Below are 17,151 nucleotides of genomic sequence, written 5' to 3' on the forward strand. Positions count from 1 at the left end.
GAGAAAACCGATTTCTTATACGTTATTCATTCCTGAAAGCAGTGTGTACGTGAAGCTGGCTTTTAAAACTTCATTGTGCCGCAACGACGTTCTTAGCGATCTTTGTCCGGTCGGGTTTTGATGACGATAAATACCGCTGTCCCCAGTATTGTACATACCCTTTGTCCCTCCCATGCCGCACAAAAACAAAGCGTCCATTCGGATTACGCAATCGGGTACTACTCACAATTGTATCGCCCTGCCGGACAGTATGTCGGATCGGACTCTGATTTGATTTTCTGTTGTACAGATCATAGGCTGTTTCAGCCCGGTAGTAATGCTCATTTCGAGCACAACTAATTAACACAAAAGACAAACCGATAAAAATAAGTAACTTATTCATAATTAACGATATAGCTTGTTTGCTAATGCAGATTACAGCTTAGACTGGTTACACAGTATTTGGTAACGCTACTCTATGTACGTCACAGCATCGCTAGCAATGAACTATAAGTAGAATTACTGGTTCCGCTTATCGGTATATCAAAAAGCCAACCAACAGAGCGATTGTTACCGAATAAGTTTTTACTTCGATTTTATGGTATCAACTGCGCGTATATCTAGCTATTTTGATTGGCTATAATCAAATCAACAGCAGAGATTGGACACATAGCTATGCATCTCAAAAGTCTGTCAAACTCAATCCAATGCTTTAGACTGGTGTCTTATTGTAAGCGAATACGCACCTGCTGCCACTGAGGAGATAATTGCTTTATTTATGAAGCGGCACCAAAATCAAACCCCGTACTACCACAAATAATAAAGCCTGACTACACATTACTGTGACCAGGCTTTACGGCGTACGATTACGCCAACTACGTACAAAAATTATTGAGCTACTCTAACGACGACTCTTAAATACTGCTCGAATGGCTAGAATTACAGCAATAAAACAAGCCACGTAACCTAGAAGCTTTCCAACGACAACCAACCAATACAGAACGTAATTCATCCCTATAAGAGTTAGGCCAATTAGTACTTAACTTATCGCAGAAGCTCGGCCTCAGGTTACGTACACTTGCTCCAATTTCAACCTACGTAAGCTCGGTCCAAACGCACTAGATAATCAGTAATGAATACGTTATTTAACTCGTTTCCACACTTCGTTGTAAGGTCCCTCCAAGGTCATTGTGTCTCCGTCAACTTTGACTTTGTAGTCAAACGTTTGCCCCAGGTAACCTCCTGTGCTTGAATTAGCATATTCTATGGTTTCCGCGTAGTTGTTCCCGTTTAGCGAATAACTGCCACCATGATGAAAGATAACGAGCTTACTGGCGGGATCCGTCTGGGAAAACATCCAGTGTTTATTCGAAATAATCTTGATTTTCTGATCCGACGAGATAGGGCTCCCCGTATTACGCACGAACGACCAGACACCGGTAATATCATTGGAGTTTTGTGCTGTCGAACTGGTAGAAGTCGTCTTACTTATGCTTGGTTCATTTGTATTCGAAGAAACTTTGGAACTTGAGCAAGCAGATAGGGCCAACAAGGCACATCCGAGGAGTGTAGGTAGTTTTTTCATGGAAATGATGTGACTTTGACCGCTTTTTGGCTCATTCAAGCCGGCGTAGGCTCAAAAGCGATTTCTTGACATACCTTACTGATGTCCCTTTCTTAAAAAATTCGGTTACTTTTCTTCTTATTCGGTGTAGGTGCTTATACCACCGAAAATAGTCATCTGTAAGGATGAGGCTTAATCAGCTTTGACCGCGAAAGCGGGGTAATCTTCTGTCCTTTTTGCCACCCAACCGACTTTTCTGTAATTATTTAACAAATAATTATAACTTATTTATATTTAGCCGATAACCTTTCTGATGAGGTATTATGCTGCTCAAAAAAATTGGATCGAGTGTACTTGGGGGACTCATACTGCTGTCAACGTCTTGGTCTACCAACGCACAATGTCGTATCGAAAAAGACAGCTACGGGCAAACCGTAACCACGTGCGAAGTATACACTCCGCAAATGGCTAATTCAGAGCCAGTCTCTTCACACAACGTAGCCCGCTACCTAGGGAGCGAGTTTTTCTCCTATCCTATCTGGCAGGAAGGTACTATCCAGCTTGATCGCTCGGGACAAGAAATTCAATGCAAGCTGGCTTATAATGTATTGAACCAGAGCGTACTTTGCCAACTAGACAATGATGCTACTGTCACCGAAGTAAAACCCTTCACATTCACCCTAAATGGAATTAAGTTTGGTCAGCAACTCGCAAAGAAAACTTCTATAGGTAGCCAGCCATACACCACAATACTTCATGATGGATCAATCAGGTTATTAAAAAGCGTAACCCATAAATTGGTAACCAAGTATATTGCGAATAGCTACGAGAAAAACCAGCCGTTTATAGGGTACTACAAAGTAGATGAACGCTTCTACATTCAGAAGGGAGATGCTTATCCTGAGCAGACGAACCTGTCTCGCCAATCCCTACTGACCATCCTCTATGAGCAAACAAGCCAGTTAGCGCCCCAACTAAGCAAGAAACAGCTTACTGTTGATGAAGTCAGTAAGTTACTAGCCCGGTATGACTCGCTAACCGTTCTTGCTAATGGCAACAAACCTTTGCTCAGTCAGGATGTCTTATTCAGTACGTTTCTGCACCATCATATCAAATACCCAAACCAGGCCTGGAATAACAGAGTATACAGCCGGGTCTACGCAGGCTTCGAGGTCAGCGAAACAGGGGAGCTCATTAACATTAGTCCACTCAGTCCAGCTAATACCAGCTTTGGATTCGATCAAAGCGTCCAGCAGGCGCTGCGCAAGCTTACCCAGGTGAAACCAGCGTACAAGGGCAAATACGTATTACCAGTGAGTTTCACCTATACAAACAGACTGGAAACTTCAGGAACCCACGTGCCAATCAATACTCTTGCTAGTAAAGCTTTTGAGGGGCGTACATTGCTTGATGAGTTAGTTGTACCAGTGACCGTCACCAAGCCAGTCGACATGGTCCGAGAAGTGTGGGGCAATAATTAATTGGTTTTCTTTTTATTGATAGGCGGATAACTGCGGTAAGAATCTCTTATCAGGATCTAATGTTACTCAAGCGAGTTGCCTCTTTATCCGTACTCATGCTCTTTTCTTTTGAAACTTCTGAGCTACTGTGAGCTTTATTTCAGGACTAAATTTGCGTTTACTCTTACCTCTCATAAACGAAATAATCAAACACGTTACGTCTAAAAACACTAGCGATTGGTAATTATACCGTTTGCGCAAATCCATCTGCAGACATACCTGTACCTACCCATACAAAACACCAAGCCCCGTCACTGGCATGGCCAGGACGGGGCTTGGTGTTTTGTATGCTAGCAGACTTGAGTTAGTGAGCTTTGAGCACCTTAACGGTTTGGCGCTGCGTGGGCGTACTTACCCGCAGCAGATACATCCCGCTGGCACCACTCACCCGCAGCACCACCCGTTCCAGGGACTGAGCCACAGACACGTCAACGGAGTTGGCCGCCGGATAACCCCGCTCGTCAACCACGTCCAGACTCAGACGCTGACCAGCCGCACCGCTGACTTCCACCGCTAACTCATCCCCCTCGATGGGATTACCCAGCACTTTTACTTGTAACGTCGACTCAGTCAGCACACCAATCCGGCCCTGACTCGCCCCGCAGGCCGAGAGCCAGTTATAGTTGAACGTGCTGCTCATCCCGCCCTGCTGGGCTACCAGGCTGATGACTGGGTTGTCGCTGTACAAACGCAGCGTGTAAGGACCTGCCGCCGTGGTCGGGGACAGTTCGTTGGCCACCGAGAAGGTAACAGGCTGGCCGGTCAGACCCGTGTACTGGGGTAAAAAGGTCACCTGCCGCTGGCCACCCACCACCACGCATGAAACCGTCGTCACTCCGCTGATGGCAAACCCCGCCGGTGGAGTCACCGTACTACCCGTGACCGTCAGTTGGAAGCTGGTGCTGGCTGATAAGCCACCTGGATCGGTAGCCGTTACCTGCACCGTGCTTACACCCGTCACCGTGGCTACCCCACTGATGGTGGCTGGCGCGGTAAAGATCAAGCCCGCGGGCAAACCAGCCACACTTAACACCAACTGAGTCGGCGTCTGGGCATCAGAGAAAGTGCCCGCTGGAATGACATAGCTGAAAGGTTGACCCACCGTGGCCGCCTGAGCAGGGATTACTGCCACCACCGTTGGGGAGGTGTTGCGTGGTGGCTCTACCGAACCCGAGCAAGCTGAGAGCCAGTTATAGTTGAACGTGCTGCTCATCCCGCCCTGCTGGGCCACCAGGATAATCGTTGGGTTGTCGCTGTACAAACGTAAGGTGTAGGGACCTGCCGCCGTAGTCGGGGCCAGCTCGTTGGCCACCGAGAAGGTGACAGGCTGGCCAGTCAGATCCGTGTACTGGGGCACAAACGTCACCTGCCGCTGGCCACCCACCACCACGCATGAAACCGTCGTCACTCCGCTGATGGCAAACCCCGCCGGTGGAGTTACTGTGCCGCCCGTGACCGTCAGTTGGAAGCTGGTACTGGCCGACAGACCGCCTGGATCACTCGCGATCACCTGCACCGTACTGATTCCGCTTACCGAAGGTGTACCACTGATGGTGGCCGGTGCCGTAAAGCTCAAGCCCGCGGGCAGACCCGCCACATTCAGCACTAGCTGGGTGGGCGTCTGGGCATCAGAGAAGGTACCTGCCGGAATGACATAGCTAAAAGGTTGACCTACCGTGGCCGTCTGAGCCGGGATCACGCCCACCACCGTAGGCGGAGTATTAGCAGGTGGTTCCACCGAACCTCCACAGGCCGCCAGCCAGTTATAGCTGAATCTATTACTCACACCGCCCTGCTGGGCTATCAGCGTGATCACCGGATTGTCGCTGTATAGACGTAAGGTATAGGGGCCTACCGCCGTGGTTGGAGCCAGTTCATTGGCCACCGAGAAGATGACGGGCTGACCAGTGAGTCCCGTGTACTGGGGCACAAACGTGATCTGCCGTTGACCCTGGGCCGCATCTACTACTACACAAGACACCGTCGTCACCCCGCTGATGGCGAAGTTGCAGGCAGCAGCCGTGACAGTGGTACTGGCCACGGCGAAGCAGCCATTGGGGGCCGTAGCGGTCACTGAGTAAACACCGGCCGTGCTGACGGTAGCGGTGTTACCACTATTAACTTGGTTCGCTCCTGCACTGAAACGGTAGCTAGCGCCTGGTGTGTTACTAGTTGCAGTGAGCGTGGCGGTGCCTGCGTTGCAGGCCAGCGGGCCACTGCTAGCCAGGTTAACCGTGGGCAGACTCTGATCACCCACCACTGTGGTACTAGCCACGCTGGTGCAGCCATTGCTACCCACCACCGTTACCGAATACACCCCTGCCGTAGTTACGCTGGCGGTAGTACCGCCATTGATAGAGGTAGCGCCAGCGCTGAAACGATATGTCCCAGCCCCCGAGGCCGTAAGTGTTACGCTGGTCTTGGTGCAGGATAGGGGGCCATCGTTGGTCAAGCCTGCCACTGGCACACTCTGATCACCTACCACCGTAGTCGAAGCGATCGAGGAACAACCGTTGCTACCCGTCACAGTTACACTATATACGCCAGCGGTGGCAACCGTTGCGGTTGGCCCAGCACCCACTTGGGTAGCCCCCGCACTGAATTGATACGTGCCACTACCAGACGCCGTCAACAGAACGCTGGTCTTGGTGCAGGACAGAGGGCCGTCGTTGGTCAAGCCTGCCACCGGCAAGCTCTGATCACCCACCACTGTGGTACTGGCCACGCTGGTGCAGCCGTTAGCGCCCACCACTGTTACTGAGTACACACCTGTGCTGGTTACTGTCGCGGTTGGCCCAGCCCCCACTTGGATAGCACCTGCGCTGAACTGATACGTTCCCGAGCCCGAGGCCGTCAAGGTCACACTGGTCTTGGTGCAGGACAAGGGGCCATCGTTGATCAGGCCCGCTACTGGCGCGCTCTGATTACCAGCCACCTGGGTACTGGCGGTCGCTAAACAGCCGTTAGCACCGATTACCGTTACCGAGTATATCCCGGCGGTGATAACACTAGCTGTTGAACTACCACCGATCTGGGTGGCTCCCGTACTAAACCGGTATGTACCACCTCCCGAGGCTGTTAATAGAACGCTAGTCTTAGTGCAGGAGAGCGGGCCATCATTGGTCAAGTCAGCTACTGGCGCAGCCTGATCACTAATTACCGTCGTACTCGCTACGCTGCTGCAACCATTATTGTCCGTTACCGTCACACTATACACGCCTGCTGTCTGCACCGTAGCCAATGACCTTGTGCTTAGCTGCGTTGCCCCTGCACTGAACCGGAAGGTAACCCCTCCCCTGTCCTCACCAGCAGCCAAAGCAACCGTTGCGTTGGTACAGCTCAGTGGTCCGCTATTGACAAGCGTAGCCACCGGCAGCGGGTCAACACTTACCGAGCTGGTAGCCGTAGCTGTGCAACCACCCGCACCAACGTACTGATAGACGACGTTGTGAGAGCCAGCCGACAAAGCGCCCGGAACTAGTTGAGTAGCCGGATTACCGTCAATAGTGAACGTACCTCCAGCTGGACTACCGACCAAAGTAATTGGGGTGGCACATTGCCCGACCCGGCCGGGTAAGCCCACAATCGACACAGTGACAGCCGGGCGTATCGTAACGGCAATCGTTGCTCTTGGACCTTCGCAGCCATTAATTGACTGGCTAACGAAATAGTAGCGGGTCGGCGGCTCGCTTTCCGCGGTTGAGGGCGTCGGAGCAACTGAGGAAGCTACACCACCAATCGCCTGAGTATACCAATTAAGCGTCCCGTTCGGAACCGTCGCCGTTGCCGTCAGCGGGCTGGCTGTCGCGCCCTGGCAGTAAATCACGGGTGTTGAACTGACCAGCGGGGCAGCTGGTGTCGGACTAACCGTCACGGTCAGTATGGCACGTTCACTTTCACAGCCTTCGGCACTCGTTTGACTAACATAATAAGTAAACGTACCGGGTGCCGACGTTGACACTGTTGGGGGGGTTGGACTGCCTGTGCCCCCTGTTGGATTCGTGTACCAACGTAGTGTGTTTGTCGAAACGGCCGTGGCGGTAAGGGAGCTGGCAACAACATTTTGACAGTACGTAATCGGCGAGATAACCGCCGGTGCCGCGGGGCGAGGGCCGACCGTAACCGTTACGCTTTCACGACTGCTTTCACAGCCGTCGGCATTGGTCTGGCTCACGTAGTACGTTACGTTACCGGCCGTCGTAGTGGACGGCGTTAGTGTCGTCGTAGGCGTACCGCCCGTAGCACTGGTGTACCATCTCAGGTTCTGGCCCGTCGCTGTCAGTGGCGTCGCAGTAGCCCCTTGGCAGTAGAATACGGTACGAACTGTGGGTACCGGAGCCGCTGGCAGCGGATTAACCGTAAACGTAATTGCTGATCGGTCACTTTCGCAGCCGCTCCCGTTTGTCTGACTAACGTAATACGTAGTTGATCCGATTGTCGAAGTCGGGGGGACTGGGGCAACCGTTGAGCCGGTACCACCGGTTGCAGCCGTGTACCATTTGAGTGTACCGCTAGCCGTTACCGACTGGGCCAGTGAAACTGGCGCACTGTTGAGACAGGCGGTGGCTGGGGTTACGGTCGGTGCATTGGGTTTGGGGCTGACAACAACACTAATAGCGGCCCGCTCACTCTCGCAACCGATGGGATCTTCCTGACTAACGTAGTAGGTGAAGGTACCGCCCGCCGTCGTCGGCGGGGTTGGGGCAACCGTCGATGCCGTTCCACCTGTCTGGTTGGTACCGTACCAATTGAGTGTGTTGTTTGTGGTCGGAGTAGCGCTTAGGGGAGTAGCAACAGTAAACTGGCAATACGTAACCGGCGTAGTAACGGCCGGTCTGGCCGGTAGTGCGTTAATAACTACATTGATGACGGACCGCTGTTGACTTTCACAGCCATTAAGCGTCTGGCTAACGTAATAGCTGTTACTGGCAGTAGTCGAGGGAGTCAGCGATTGATAAGGCGTGCCACCCGAGGCAACGGTGTAATAAGTCAGGGTTGCCCCTGCTGCGGGAGTAGCCGTCAGGGGTACGGCTGTCGAATTCTGACAGTAGACTACCGGGCTCGCACTCACCGCAGGAGCCGCCGGCCTGGCATTCACGGTATAGGTAACAGCCGCCCGGCTACTCTCGCAGCCATTAGCGTTGGTCTGGCTCACATAAAACACCTGCGAACCGGTCGTATTGGTCGCGACCTGCGGGGCTGCGGCCAGGCTTGCCGACGTTGGTGAGGTGTACCACTTCAGTGTACCGGTGGCCGTTACGCTGTTGACCAGCGATATTGTAGCTCCCCCCTGACAGGCGTTTGCCGGACTGGTGACAGGCGCTGGAGGAGTCGCGTTAATAGTCACCGTAATCTGTATGCGGGGGCTTTCGCATCCATTAACGGTTTGACTTACCTGGTAAAACGTCGTACCCGGATTGGTCGTCGATGGCGTTGGGGCCGTACTGCCCAGCGCATTGTTGGAAGGGCTAAACCAGTTCAGAGTGCCACCCGAGACGGGCGTTGCCGATAATGGGGTAGCCGTTATTCCTTGGCAGTAGGTAACGGGTGTGATGACAGTAGGCGCCGATGGGCTGGCTCTAATAGTGACGGTAACAACCGCCCGGTCACTCTCGCAGCCATTGGTATTGATCTGGCTAACGTAATAGGACGTTGAGCCAATGCTGGTGGTGGCGGGCGAGGGTGCCACCGTCGAGCCCGTTCCGCCGGTAGCCGAGGTGTACCAACGCAGGTTACTGCCCGAGGTGACAGCTGCGGCCAGCGAGGAAGCCGTTGCATTCTGACAATACGAGATTGAGGAAATCACCGTTGGTATAGCCGGCAGCGGGTTAACCGTTACCGTCAGCGTAGCCCGGGGCCCTTCGCAACCGTTGATTGTCTGACTAACGTAATAGGTTGTCTGGCCCACGGTACTGGTGGAGGGCGTTATCGCTGTAAAAGCCGTGCCGCCAGTAGAACCCGTATACCACTTCAGGTTTTGTCCCGTCGCCGTCAAGGGGGGCACACCCGTCGTGCCCTGGCAGTAGGCCACATTAGTTACCCCCGGTGCAGCCGGTACTGCATTGACCGTAAATCCAGCACTTCGAGGACTATTATATGTTGAATTAGTGGCAGATACTCTTGTAATACCGACCGTATAAGTCCCTGTAGGCAGACCGGCAGGAATGCTTAAATTATCGGAATAGGACCCTGGCACCCAATTGAGGGTTGTCGGCCCCTTTGCCGATACCGGCGAACCAGTAGCGTTATATAAGTATAACGTGTAGGTCCCTGTTCCAGTGAACGTATGTACGTAAGAAACTGTAACTGCCGCACCAGCACAGACAGGATTGGGATTAACGGCAGTGATAGTAATCGTTTGAGATTGTGCAATACCGCCGTACAGCAATAGTAGCGTGGTAATCAACCGTATAGTGTGTTTCATAAGCCTAGTATGTAATTTATTTATATAGCATAAGTACAATTAATTATCACATATACTATACATATGTTGTGAACAGTATACTTATAGTTGTCAGTAACGAAAATTAGGCTGTAAACAAACTGAATACCTTGCCCGATCGGTAGACGAATCCAGTCTTTACCGCTAAGTATTGCTCTGGAAAAGACGAGGTTGATAACGAAATCAGCTCATAGGTATAACAGGCAATCTTTTTTCTACTCGGTCAGGATTCAATCAACTTATAGGTGAGTAGGCAGAGGCAAAATAAAGATGACTGGCCAGGTATGAATGTCTATACCTCTGTTGGTCAGAACAGTACCAGTGCGTATAAGCTGGCCGGAAGGATACTCCTATGACAAGCGATTAGGCGAATTGGTACGGATAATTAATCGCTGGATAAAACATCAGCTTGAAATCCAAACCGTCCACCATTAAAAACAAAACCCACTAACCGATTAAAAGTCAGTGGGTAAAATTCTGAAAAGGTGGTCTCGACGGGAATCGAACCCATATCAAACGTTTAGGAAACGTCTATTCTATCCGTTGAACTACGAGACCAAAAAACGAGCGGCCTCGTCAGCCGCTCGCTACCAAGTGCAAAATACTGGAAAATCGATTAACCTGCCAAACCATCGCCGAATTCGGCAGTTTCGGCTAGCGGCACGTTCACCCAGTTGGGGTAAATGTAATAGTGCTTCTCCTTGACCAGGTCATAAAGAAGCTCACGCAGTTCGACGATGTTCTCACCGGTCTGCGCCGATATGAATACAACGTGGTCAGCTTTCTGCGCCAGATACGTCTTTTTCAGATGCTCCAGCGCTGTTTTACGCTGTACATCGGCCGGAATAGCGACAACTTCGTGGTTGTCGTCGCCAAAATAATCAGCTCCCGCTCCATCCGATTGCTCCTGCCATTCTTTGCGCGGGTTGAACTGATCCATTTTGTTAAAGACCAGCACCATTGGCTTATCGGCCGCTTTGATGTCGGCCAGCGTAGCGTTAACTACCTCGATCTGCTCTTCGAATAGCGGATGCGATACGTCCACAACGTGCACCAGAATGTCGGCTTCGCGTACCTCGTCCAGCGTCGACTTAAAGGCTTCGATCAGCGTGGTAGGCAGCTTCCGGATAAATCCAACGGTATCCGTGAGCAGGAACGGAATGTTACCCAGCGTTACTTTACGTACGGTTGAGTCGACCGTAGCGAACAGTTTATTTTCGGCGAATACGTCGGCTTTTGCCATCGTCCGCATCAGCGTCGATTTACCAACGTTCGTGTAACCTACCAGGGCAACCCGCACTAACCGATCACGTTCTTTCCGGCGCGTAACGCTTTGCTTGTCAATCTTCGCTAGCTTTTCTTTCAGGAACGCAATTCGGTCTTTTACAATACGACGGTCCGTTTCCAGCTCTTTCTCCCCAGGCCCACGCATCCCGGCACCACCCTTTTGGCGGCTTAAGTGCGTCCACATTCGGGTTAGTCGAGGATAGAGGTACTGGTATTGCGCCAGTTCGACCTGCACCCTCGCCTGGGCTGTCTGGGCTCGCATGGAAAAAATATTCAGGATCAACAGACTCCGGTCGAGCACCTTGATCTCCTTAAACTCGGCTTCCAGGTTACGTACCTGCGCCGGAGTCAGGTCGTCATCAAAAATGATCGTATCAACGGGATTGTCGAGAATGAACGTTTGAATTTCTTCCAGTTTCCCTTTCCCGACGAACGTGCGGGTATCGGGACGGTCCATTTTCTGCGTAAACGATTTAACGGTTTTCACCCCGGATGTCTCGGCCAGAAAGGCGAGCTCATCGAGGTATTCTTTGGTCTGGTCGGCGGTTTGCTTCTGCGTAATCAACGCCACCAGCACGGCAGTTTCGGGCTGTTTGTGAGTATCAATCATATAAAAAAGGCTGGATGAAATAAAAAAAGCGCTCCCAAGAGAATTTGTTCAATAAGGAGCAAAAACCTGGTAGCGACGAGTGAGCACTCGTAAGAACACAGCCAGATTAAGTGGTGGGGCGGTAACTACTTCATAATCAAAAAAACGAGTCTATTTAAGGAAAAGTTTCGGACCGAAATGGCTCATTTTACGTTGCCTGGCTATACCTGGATTGTTTTCCACCGGCCCCGGCGAAATACCCAGATAGCAATAGCGGCCAACAACGTCTCACTAATGGCCACTGACCAGAACACACCCGGCGGTCCCCAGTTCAGCAACTCCGCCAATACGTAGGCCAGTGGTATCTCGACCAGCCAGAAGCAAACCAGATTAATCAACGTTGGCGTCCGGGTATCCCCCGCACCGTTTATCGCCTGCGTGAGTACCATACCATAGGCCATAAATACGTAGCCCAGACAAAATACTCGCAGACAGTCCACAGCTACACCGACAATACGGGGTTCCTGATTAAATAGCTGGACAACTTCCGTCGCCCCAACGTAAAAACCAATACCAACGCTAACCAGGAATAGCATATTACAGAAGGCCGCCCGCCAGGCCGATGTCTCTGCCCGTTCTGGCTGATGAGCGCCCATATTCTGTCCAACCAGCGTAGCAGCGGCATTCGCCAGCCCCCACGACGGTAAGATCGTGAAGACAATGATCCGGATAGCTATGGTATAACCAGCCACAATATCACTACCAAAGGTCGATAGCAGACGCGTCAGGAACACCCAGCTCGCTGACCCGATCAGGAATTGTCCCGTTCCACCCGCAGCCAGTTTGAGCAGGTTTCGTATGATCGACGTATTGGGTCGTACATCCTGCCAGCTAAACCGAACCGGATTATCCTGCCGACTTAGGGCATAAAGCTGATAGAGCACTCCCATACTCCGACCGGCCGTGGTCGCCACCGCCGAGCCCAGTATCCCAAGCGCCGGAAATGGACCCAGCCCAAAAATCAATACTGGACAGAGTATAATGTTTACGCCGTTAGCCAGCCATAGTGATCGCATTGCCGTCGACGCTTCGCCCGAGCCACGCAAACAGGCACTCAACGTATAGAGTAGAATGATAGCTGGCGCACTGGCGAAAATCATCCGAACAAAGCCAATCCCATTATTGACCAAGCTACTATCGGCTCCCATCAATCGCAGAATCGTATCTGCAAACAGGAAGCCGGGAAGGCCCAAAAGAATAGACAGGCATACCGAAACGAACACAACCTGCCCAATGGCTGCGCTAGCATCCCGGTGGTTGTTTTCACCAACCCGACGCGCGACTAATGCCGTAGCCGCCGTGCTCAAACCAACCGCCATGGCATAAACGAGGGTCAATACTGATTCTGTCAACCCGACCGTAGCGATTGCTTCGGTACCAATTTTAGCCACGAAAAAAATATCGACCACTGCAAACAGCGACTCCATGATCATTTCCAGGATCATGGGTACGGATAACAGAAAGATAGCTCGGTTGATGCTGCCTGATGTGAAATTGGTTTCTGTACCGCGCAGTGCGGCCAGGAACAACCGAAAGAATTTGGTCATTGATGACAAAGCAAAACGCCCCGCAGCCCATACGAACCGTGACGCACATGAATACTACGTAAAGGAAGAGATGGGCCACCGGGCTGATGCAGCCTACTGGAAGAAACTATGACCCGAAAAAGAAAACCGACGTATCGGTTTTAAGCGAGGAAAATCATTGGCGTTGTTGAGCTGCCCGTGCAAGCTCGTCTGCGGCTGCAAACCTACGAAAAATAGTACGAACTTACTACAATCAGTTGAGTAAACGGTCCTTAAGGCAAAACCTGACTTTCTTTCGTATAAAGCTACAGCCTCATCAGTAACGTTGGGCTGACGACCGAATACGTAATTGGTTTTGTCAGCGTAGGGAAACTGATCACCGCTGAAGGCTATCATGGTTTTGTACGTCTCATTACCCATCAACGTAGTATCCACCGACTCATAAAGGGCAGCGTAGCCGTAATCAAGCTGGTTAGGGTTGGGAACGGCCTTCCGCCAATCGAAACGACCATCCGATCGGGCCATGAATCCATCTATTGACGTAGCGATATACAGGATCAAACTATGCATTGCAAACTAAAGACAGGTCTCACGGTTAGACAACTATGAGCTCTAAACCTGTTTTCCTCAACGATATCGCTCACTTTTTACACCAGGAATTTGGGGTGGATCGTTATCCTGCCAATGAATTAGGTGGTGTGTTTCGCCCTACGGAGCAGCCAATCAAACGAGTAGGTCTTGCGCTGGAACCGTGGCCCGGCCTGGAGAGCTGGGTGACAACCAACAAGCTGGATGCGATCTGGCTGCATCGCCCCTGGCAGCTCGACCCTCAGTTGCTCCCCAACCTTGGTATTTTAACCAATCATCTGCCCTTCGATGAAACGCTAACCATGGGGTATAACCCGGCTTTAGCTCAGGTAATAGGTGCAACCAGTCAACTGGAACCCTTAGGTTTCAAACAGGCTGTCACCGATTCGGGTGATACACTCCCCGAACGGGCAATTGGGATGCTATTTGACACTGACGCGTATGAGTTCGACGTGTGGCTGAAACAGATCAGTCACCAGTTTCGTGGCTACGATCGGACCGAAGCGGGCCGGCAAACCATGATTAACCGTATAGCTGTCGTTGGCGCGATGACAGATAAACTAATTCTGGAGGCCGCCGACCGGGGAGCGCAACTCTACGTAACGGGTCAGTATCGAAAGCCAGCTCAGGAGGCTGTTAACCAAACAGGCCTGGCCGTCATCGCCGTTGGGCATCGACGCAGCGAAGAATGGGGCCTGCACGCTCTGGTCAATCGTTTACAGGAGCAATGGCCTGCCTTAAGTCTGGAAATCAGCCCGTTTAGTTAAGTCACTGTACATACCACTTAATACTTTTTTAATTTTATTTTAATTCACTGAAAACCAAACACCCACTTAGCTCGTAAGGCATACAGAGTTGATTCAATCTATTTACCAAATAGTCCAAACTAATTCATGCGTATGCTTTACGGTAAAGGAGTTCGTTTCGCGGCCGGCGTTTTTTCCCTGGCGGCCTTATTGTCACTCGAAGCCTGTCGGGACGTTCAGGCTCCGCTAGCCCCAGAAACTGGCACAGCAGCCAACGCCCGGCTGTCAGCTAATTTCATGTTCTACGTGTTGACCGACAATAATCAGATTCTGAAGTTGAACACGCAGAATCCGTCGGTACCGATGGAAACCATAACCCTGACCGGCATTCCAAATGGCGAACGACTAGCGGGCATCGACTTCCGTCCAGCAACGGGGCAACTCTACGGCGTCAGCAAAGCTAGCCGCATTTACATGATCAACCTGACGAACGGCGTAGCTACTCCGCTGGGAACGGGTCCATTCACGCCTGCTGTGAGCGGAGATATGATTGGTTTCGACTTCAATCCTACCGTTGACCGGATCAGATTGATCACGAGCGGGGGGCAGAACCTTCGCCTGAATCCAGAAACGGGTGGAACGGCCGCTGTTGACGGCGCTATTAACGGTGTGCCGATGACCGCTCTCTCTGGAGCAGCCTATACGAATAACCGCTCGGGTGCAACTACCACTACGCTGTATGACATTGATCCAATCACCGACAAATTGTACCGGCAGGATCCGCCTAACAACGGTACGCTGGTGGAAGTTGGCTCGTTGGGCGTCAACATTGCTGGCACCGGTAGCTTTGATATCGGCCCAGACGGTACTGCCATCGCGACCCTGATTGCTGGGGTAACGCAGGGACTTTATCAGATCAACCTAAGCACAGGACAAGCCGAGCGAATCGGTGATCTGCCCGTGAATAGCATCGTTGGTCTGGCTATCCCGACAGAAGCAGTGGCTTACACAGCTGATGGATCAAACGTACTGCACATTTTCAACCCACAAACGGGTACCATTACAGCATCTAAGCAAATCACCGGTTTACAGTCAGGTGAAACGCTTTACGGTCTTGACTTCCGCCCTGCCAACGGACAATTGTACGCAATTGGCAGCACCAGCCGGATCTACACGATCAACACATCGAACGGTGCTGCGGCAGCAGTTGGCTCAGGTCCATTCAGCCCATTGCTGGAAGGTACAGACGTCGGTTTTGACTTCAACCCCACCGTCGACCGTATTCGGGTTGTAACGAATACTGGACAGAACTTGCGTTTGAATCCGGACAACGGCGTTGTGGCTGCTGTTGATGGTCGTCTGAACCCAGGTTCTCCAAGCGTAACGTCAGTAGCCTACACGAACAACTTCGCTGGCGCAACGACAACCACGCTGTTTGACATTGACACCCGTTCGACGAGCCCGGTTCTGTTCCGTCAGAATCCGCCTAACAACGGCGGCCTTGAACTGGTCGGCAACATCGGTATGCCACTGGAAGGTGGTAACGGCTTCGACATTGGTGGTGCAACTGGTATGGGCTACGGCTTATTCCGCTGGGCTGGCGCAACCAAAGTTTACTCGGTTAATCTGACAACCGGAGCAGCTTCGGGTGGTGTTACGCTCACTGGCAACCCATCAATCCGCGGCATTGCAGTTGGTTTAGGTTTCTAAAATTGGAACTAATACAAACAAAATGGCCCCCTTGCTAAGCAAGGGGGCCATTTTGTTTGTATTAGTTCCAAAAGGAAAAACTTTCCTTATGGTATGTTCCGAATAGTCAATAAACACCAATTGATCTCTACCAACAAGTATTTTGAACGAATCTTTTTGAAAAAAGAAGTACAAATGTCCCAAATACGAACGTAGCTGTCCTAAACAGAAACGTCTCTTTTGTCTAGTACAGCTACATTTGACCTCTCCACAGATGACTACTTATCAATATGACATAGTTCCCCTTCCCAACTCTACTTTCCCAATACTTGATGAAGCACACCTACTTTTTTCTTCTCGTTCTTATGCTACTTCAACTCGGTTGCAGTAAAAAAGCAATCGTTCGTTTTACGCAGAAACCACCCGAGTTATCTTCAGCTGATAGGCTGACCGAGATCATGCTGGTTAATAAATCACCCCGCATTGTCCTCCGCGTACCCAATACCCGTAAAGGCGTGACGAATACGCAGGGAACGACGAATGGTCAGTCAGATGCTGTAAATCCAGTTAAGGTCAGCCGGACACGTAATATTTTTTCACTCGCAAATACAGAGTATGTCGAATCCATGTACGATGAAACAGCGCTGTATAATGCTATTGAAAAGCAGCTTTTCAAAGAAGGCTTTGCCGTTCGGGATCGAGGATTATTCAATCAGGTACTGGATGCCAACCAAAGCGTCGCCTACTCGAAGATCAGTTCGCTCACTGATACGGATCTGATTCTGGAGCTTGTCCGGCTGGATAATATTGTCGGTTACAACACCAATGTCTGTTACACAGAACCAGACAACCAGGAGCGCCTGATTAATGAATACCGTAATACAGGAGGTGCTTCGGTTGAGTTTAAGCTGGTACATGTCAAGAGCAACGAGATTGTTGGCTCTTACAAAGTGCATTATACGCCCTGCCTGGATGGCTGCCGGGGTATGTATAAAAAGGCTGGTTCAAAAGGCGTATTCACCAGTACCTACTGGCTCAAACCCGGCGAACAAAAGCAACGTAATCGCGCCTATCAGAAACTCGACCAGGATGCGCTCGAAGCGTTCATCACTGATGCTACCCACCAGCTTGTCAAATCCATGCGCTAGGCGCTAACCAAAT

The 17,151-nt window shown here is 51.3% G+C and carries 9 protein-coding genes and 1 tRNA gene; 4 read left to right on the forward strand and 6 right to left on the reverse strand.

Annotated elements, in window-relative coordinates; translation table 11 throughout:
- Positions 1-70: 70 nt before the first annotated feature.
- The gene (locus ACYVAD_RS04540) at positions 71-382 is read right to left on the reverse strand and encodes a hypothetical protein (RefSeq protein WP_461138268.1); all 312 of its coding nucleotides are present in this window, start codon (positions 380-382) and stop codon (positions 71-73) included.
- A 1,625-nt stretch (positions 383-2,007) separates the two neighbouring features.
- Between ACYVAD_RS04540 and ACYVAD_RS04545 the strand changes: the two genes are divergently transcribed.
- Entirely contained in the window at positions 2,008-3,024 is a 1,017-nt protein-coding gene (locus ACYVAD_RS04545) for a hypothetical protein (protein WP_461138269.1), read from the forward strand.
- Between the two features lie 343 nt (positions 3,025-3,367).
- Here ACYVAD_RS04545 and ACYVAD_RS04550 read toward each other — a convergent pair whose 3' ends face one another.
- The 5 genes from ACYVAD_RS04550 to ACYVAD_RS04570 form a co-directional block, all read right to left on the reverse strand.
- Entirely contained in the window at positions 3,368-9,487 is a 6,120-nt protein-coding gene (locus ACYVAD_RS04550) for an Ig-like domain-containing protein (protein WP_461138270.1), read from the reverse strand.
- 504 nt (positions 9,488-9,991) lie between these two features.
- Positions 9,992-10,063 (reverse strand) — tRNA-Arg (locus tag ACYVAD_RS04555).
- Between the two features lie 58 nt (positions 10,064-10,121).
- Positions 10,122-11,402, reverse strand: coding sequence for a GTPase HflX (hflX, locus tag ACYVAD_RS04560; protein WP_461138271.1), 1,281 nt, complete (start codon positions 11,400-11,402; stop codon positions 10,122-10,124).
- 200 nt (positions 11,403-11,602) lie between these two features.
- Positions 11,603-12,988, reverse strand: coding sequence for an MATE family efflux transporter (locus ACYVAD_RS04565; protein ID WP_461138272.1), 1,386 nt, complete (start codon positions 12,986-12,988; stop codon positions 11,603-11,605).
- Positions 12,989-13,081: 93 nt separating this feature from the next.
- On the reverse strand, positions 13,082-13,537 hold the full coding sequence (locus ACYVAD_RS04570; RefSeq protein ID WP_461138273.1) for a dihydrofolate reductase family protein: 456 nt from the start codon (positions 13,535-13,537) through the stop codon (positions 13,082-13,084).
- A 35-nt stretch (positions 13,538-13,572) separates the two neighbouring features.
- Here ACYVAD_RS04570 and ACYVAD_RS04575 point away from each other — a divergent pair, with 35 nt between their 5' ends.
- From ACYVAD_RS04575 to ACYVAD_RS04585, 3 genes are all read left to right on the forward strand, one after another.
- A complete protein-coding gene (locus ACYVAD_RS04575; RefSeq protein ID WP_461138274.1) occupies positions 13,573-14,322 on the forward strand; it encodes a Nif3-like dinuclear metal center hexameric protein in 750 nt (249 codons plus the stop codon).
- Positions 14,323-14,454: 132 nt separating this feature from the next.
- Positions 14,455-16,011 (forward strand): DUF4394 domain-containing protein, encoded by a 1,557-nt coding sequence (locus tag ACYVAD_RS04580; protein WP_461138275.1) that lies wholly within the window; start codon positions 14,455-14,457, stop codon positions 16,009-16,011.
- Positions 16,012-16,355: 344 nt separating this feature from the next.
- Positions 16,356-17,138: a hypothetical protein gene (locus ACYVAD_RS04585; RefSeq protein ID WP_461138276.1), complete on the forward strand. Its 783-nt coding sequence runs from the start codon at positions 16,356-16,358 to the stop codon at positions 17,136-17,138.
- Positions 17,139-17,151: the final 13 nt, after the last annotated feature.

The organism is Spirosoma pomorum, from assembly GCF_054776615.1.

What these genes read in the sequence shown, in the direction of transcription:
- ACYVAD_RS04540 (WP_461138268.1), bottom strand. Translation starts at nt 382, where the DNA reads ATGAATAAGTTACTTATTTTTATCGGTTTGTCTTTTGTGTTAATTAGT.
- ACYVAD_RS04545 (WP_461138269.1), top strand. Translation starts at nt 2,008, where the DNA reads ATGGCTAATTCAGAGCCAGTCTCTTCACACAACGTAGCCCGCTACCTA.
- ACYVAD_RS04550 (WP_461138270.1), bottom strand. Translation starts at nt 9,487, where the DNA reads ATGAAACACACTATACGGTTGATTACCACGCTACTATTGCTGTACGGC.
- hflX (WP_461138271.1), bottom strand. Translation starts at nt 11,402, where the DNA reads ATGATTGATACTCACAAACAGCCCGAAACTGCCGTGCTGGTGGCGTTG.
- ACYVAD_RS04565 (WP_461138272.1), bottom strand. Translation starts at nt 12,988, where the DNA reads ATGACCAAATTCTTTCGGTTGTTCCTGGCCGCACTGCGCGGTACAGAA.
- ACYVAD_RS04570 (WP_461138273.1), bottom strand. Translation starts at nt 13,537, where the DNA reads ATGCATAGTTTGATCCTGTATATCGCTACGTCAATAGATGGATTCATG.
- ACYVAD_RS04575 (WP_461138274.1), top strand. Translation starts at nt 13,573, where the DNA reads ATGAGCTCTAAACCTGTTTTCCTCAACGATATCGCTCACTTTTTACAC.
- ACYVAD_RS04580 (WP_461138275.1), top strand. Translation starts at nt 14,455, where the DNA reads ATGCTTTACGGTAAAGGAGTTCGTTTCGCGGCCGGCGTTTTTTCCCTG.
- ACYVAD_RS04585 (WP_461138276.1), top strand. Translation starts at nt 16,356, where the DNA reads ATGCTACTTCAACTCGGTTGCAGTAAAAAAGCAATCGTTCGTTTTACG.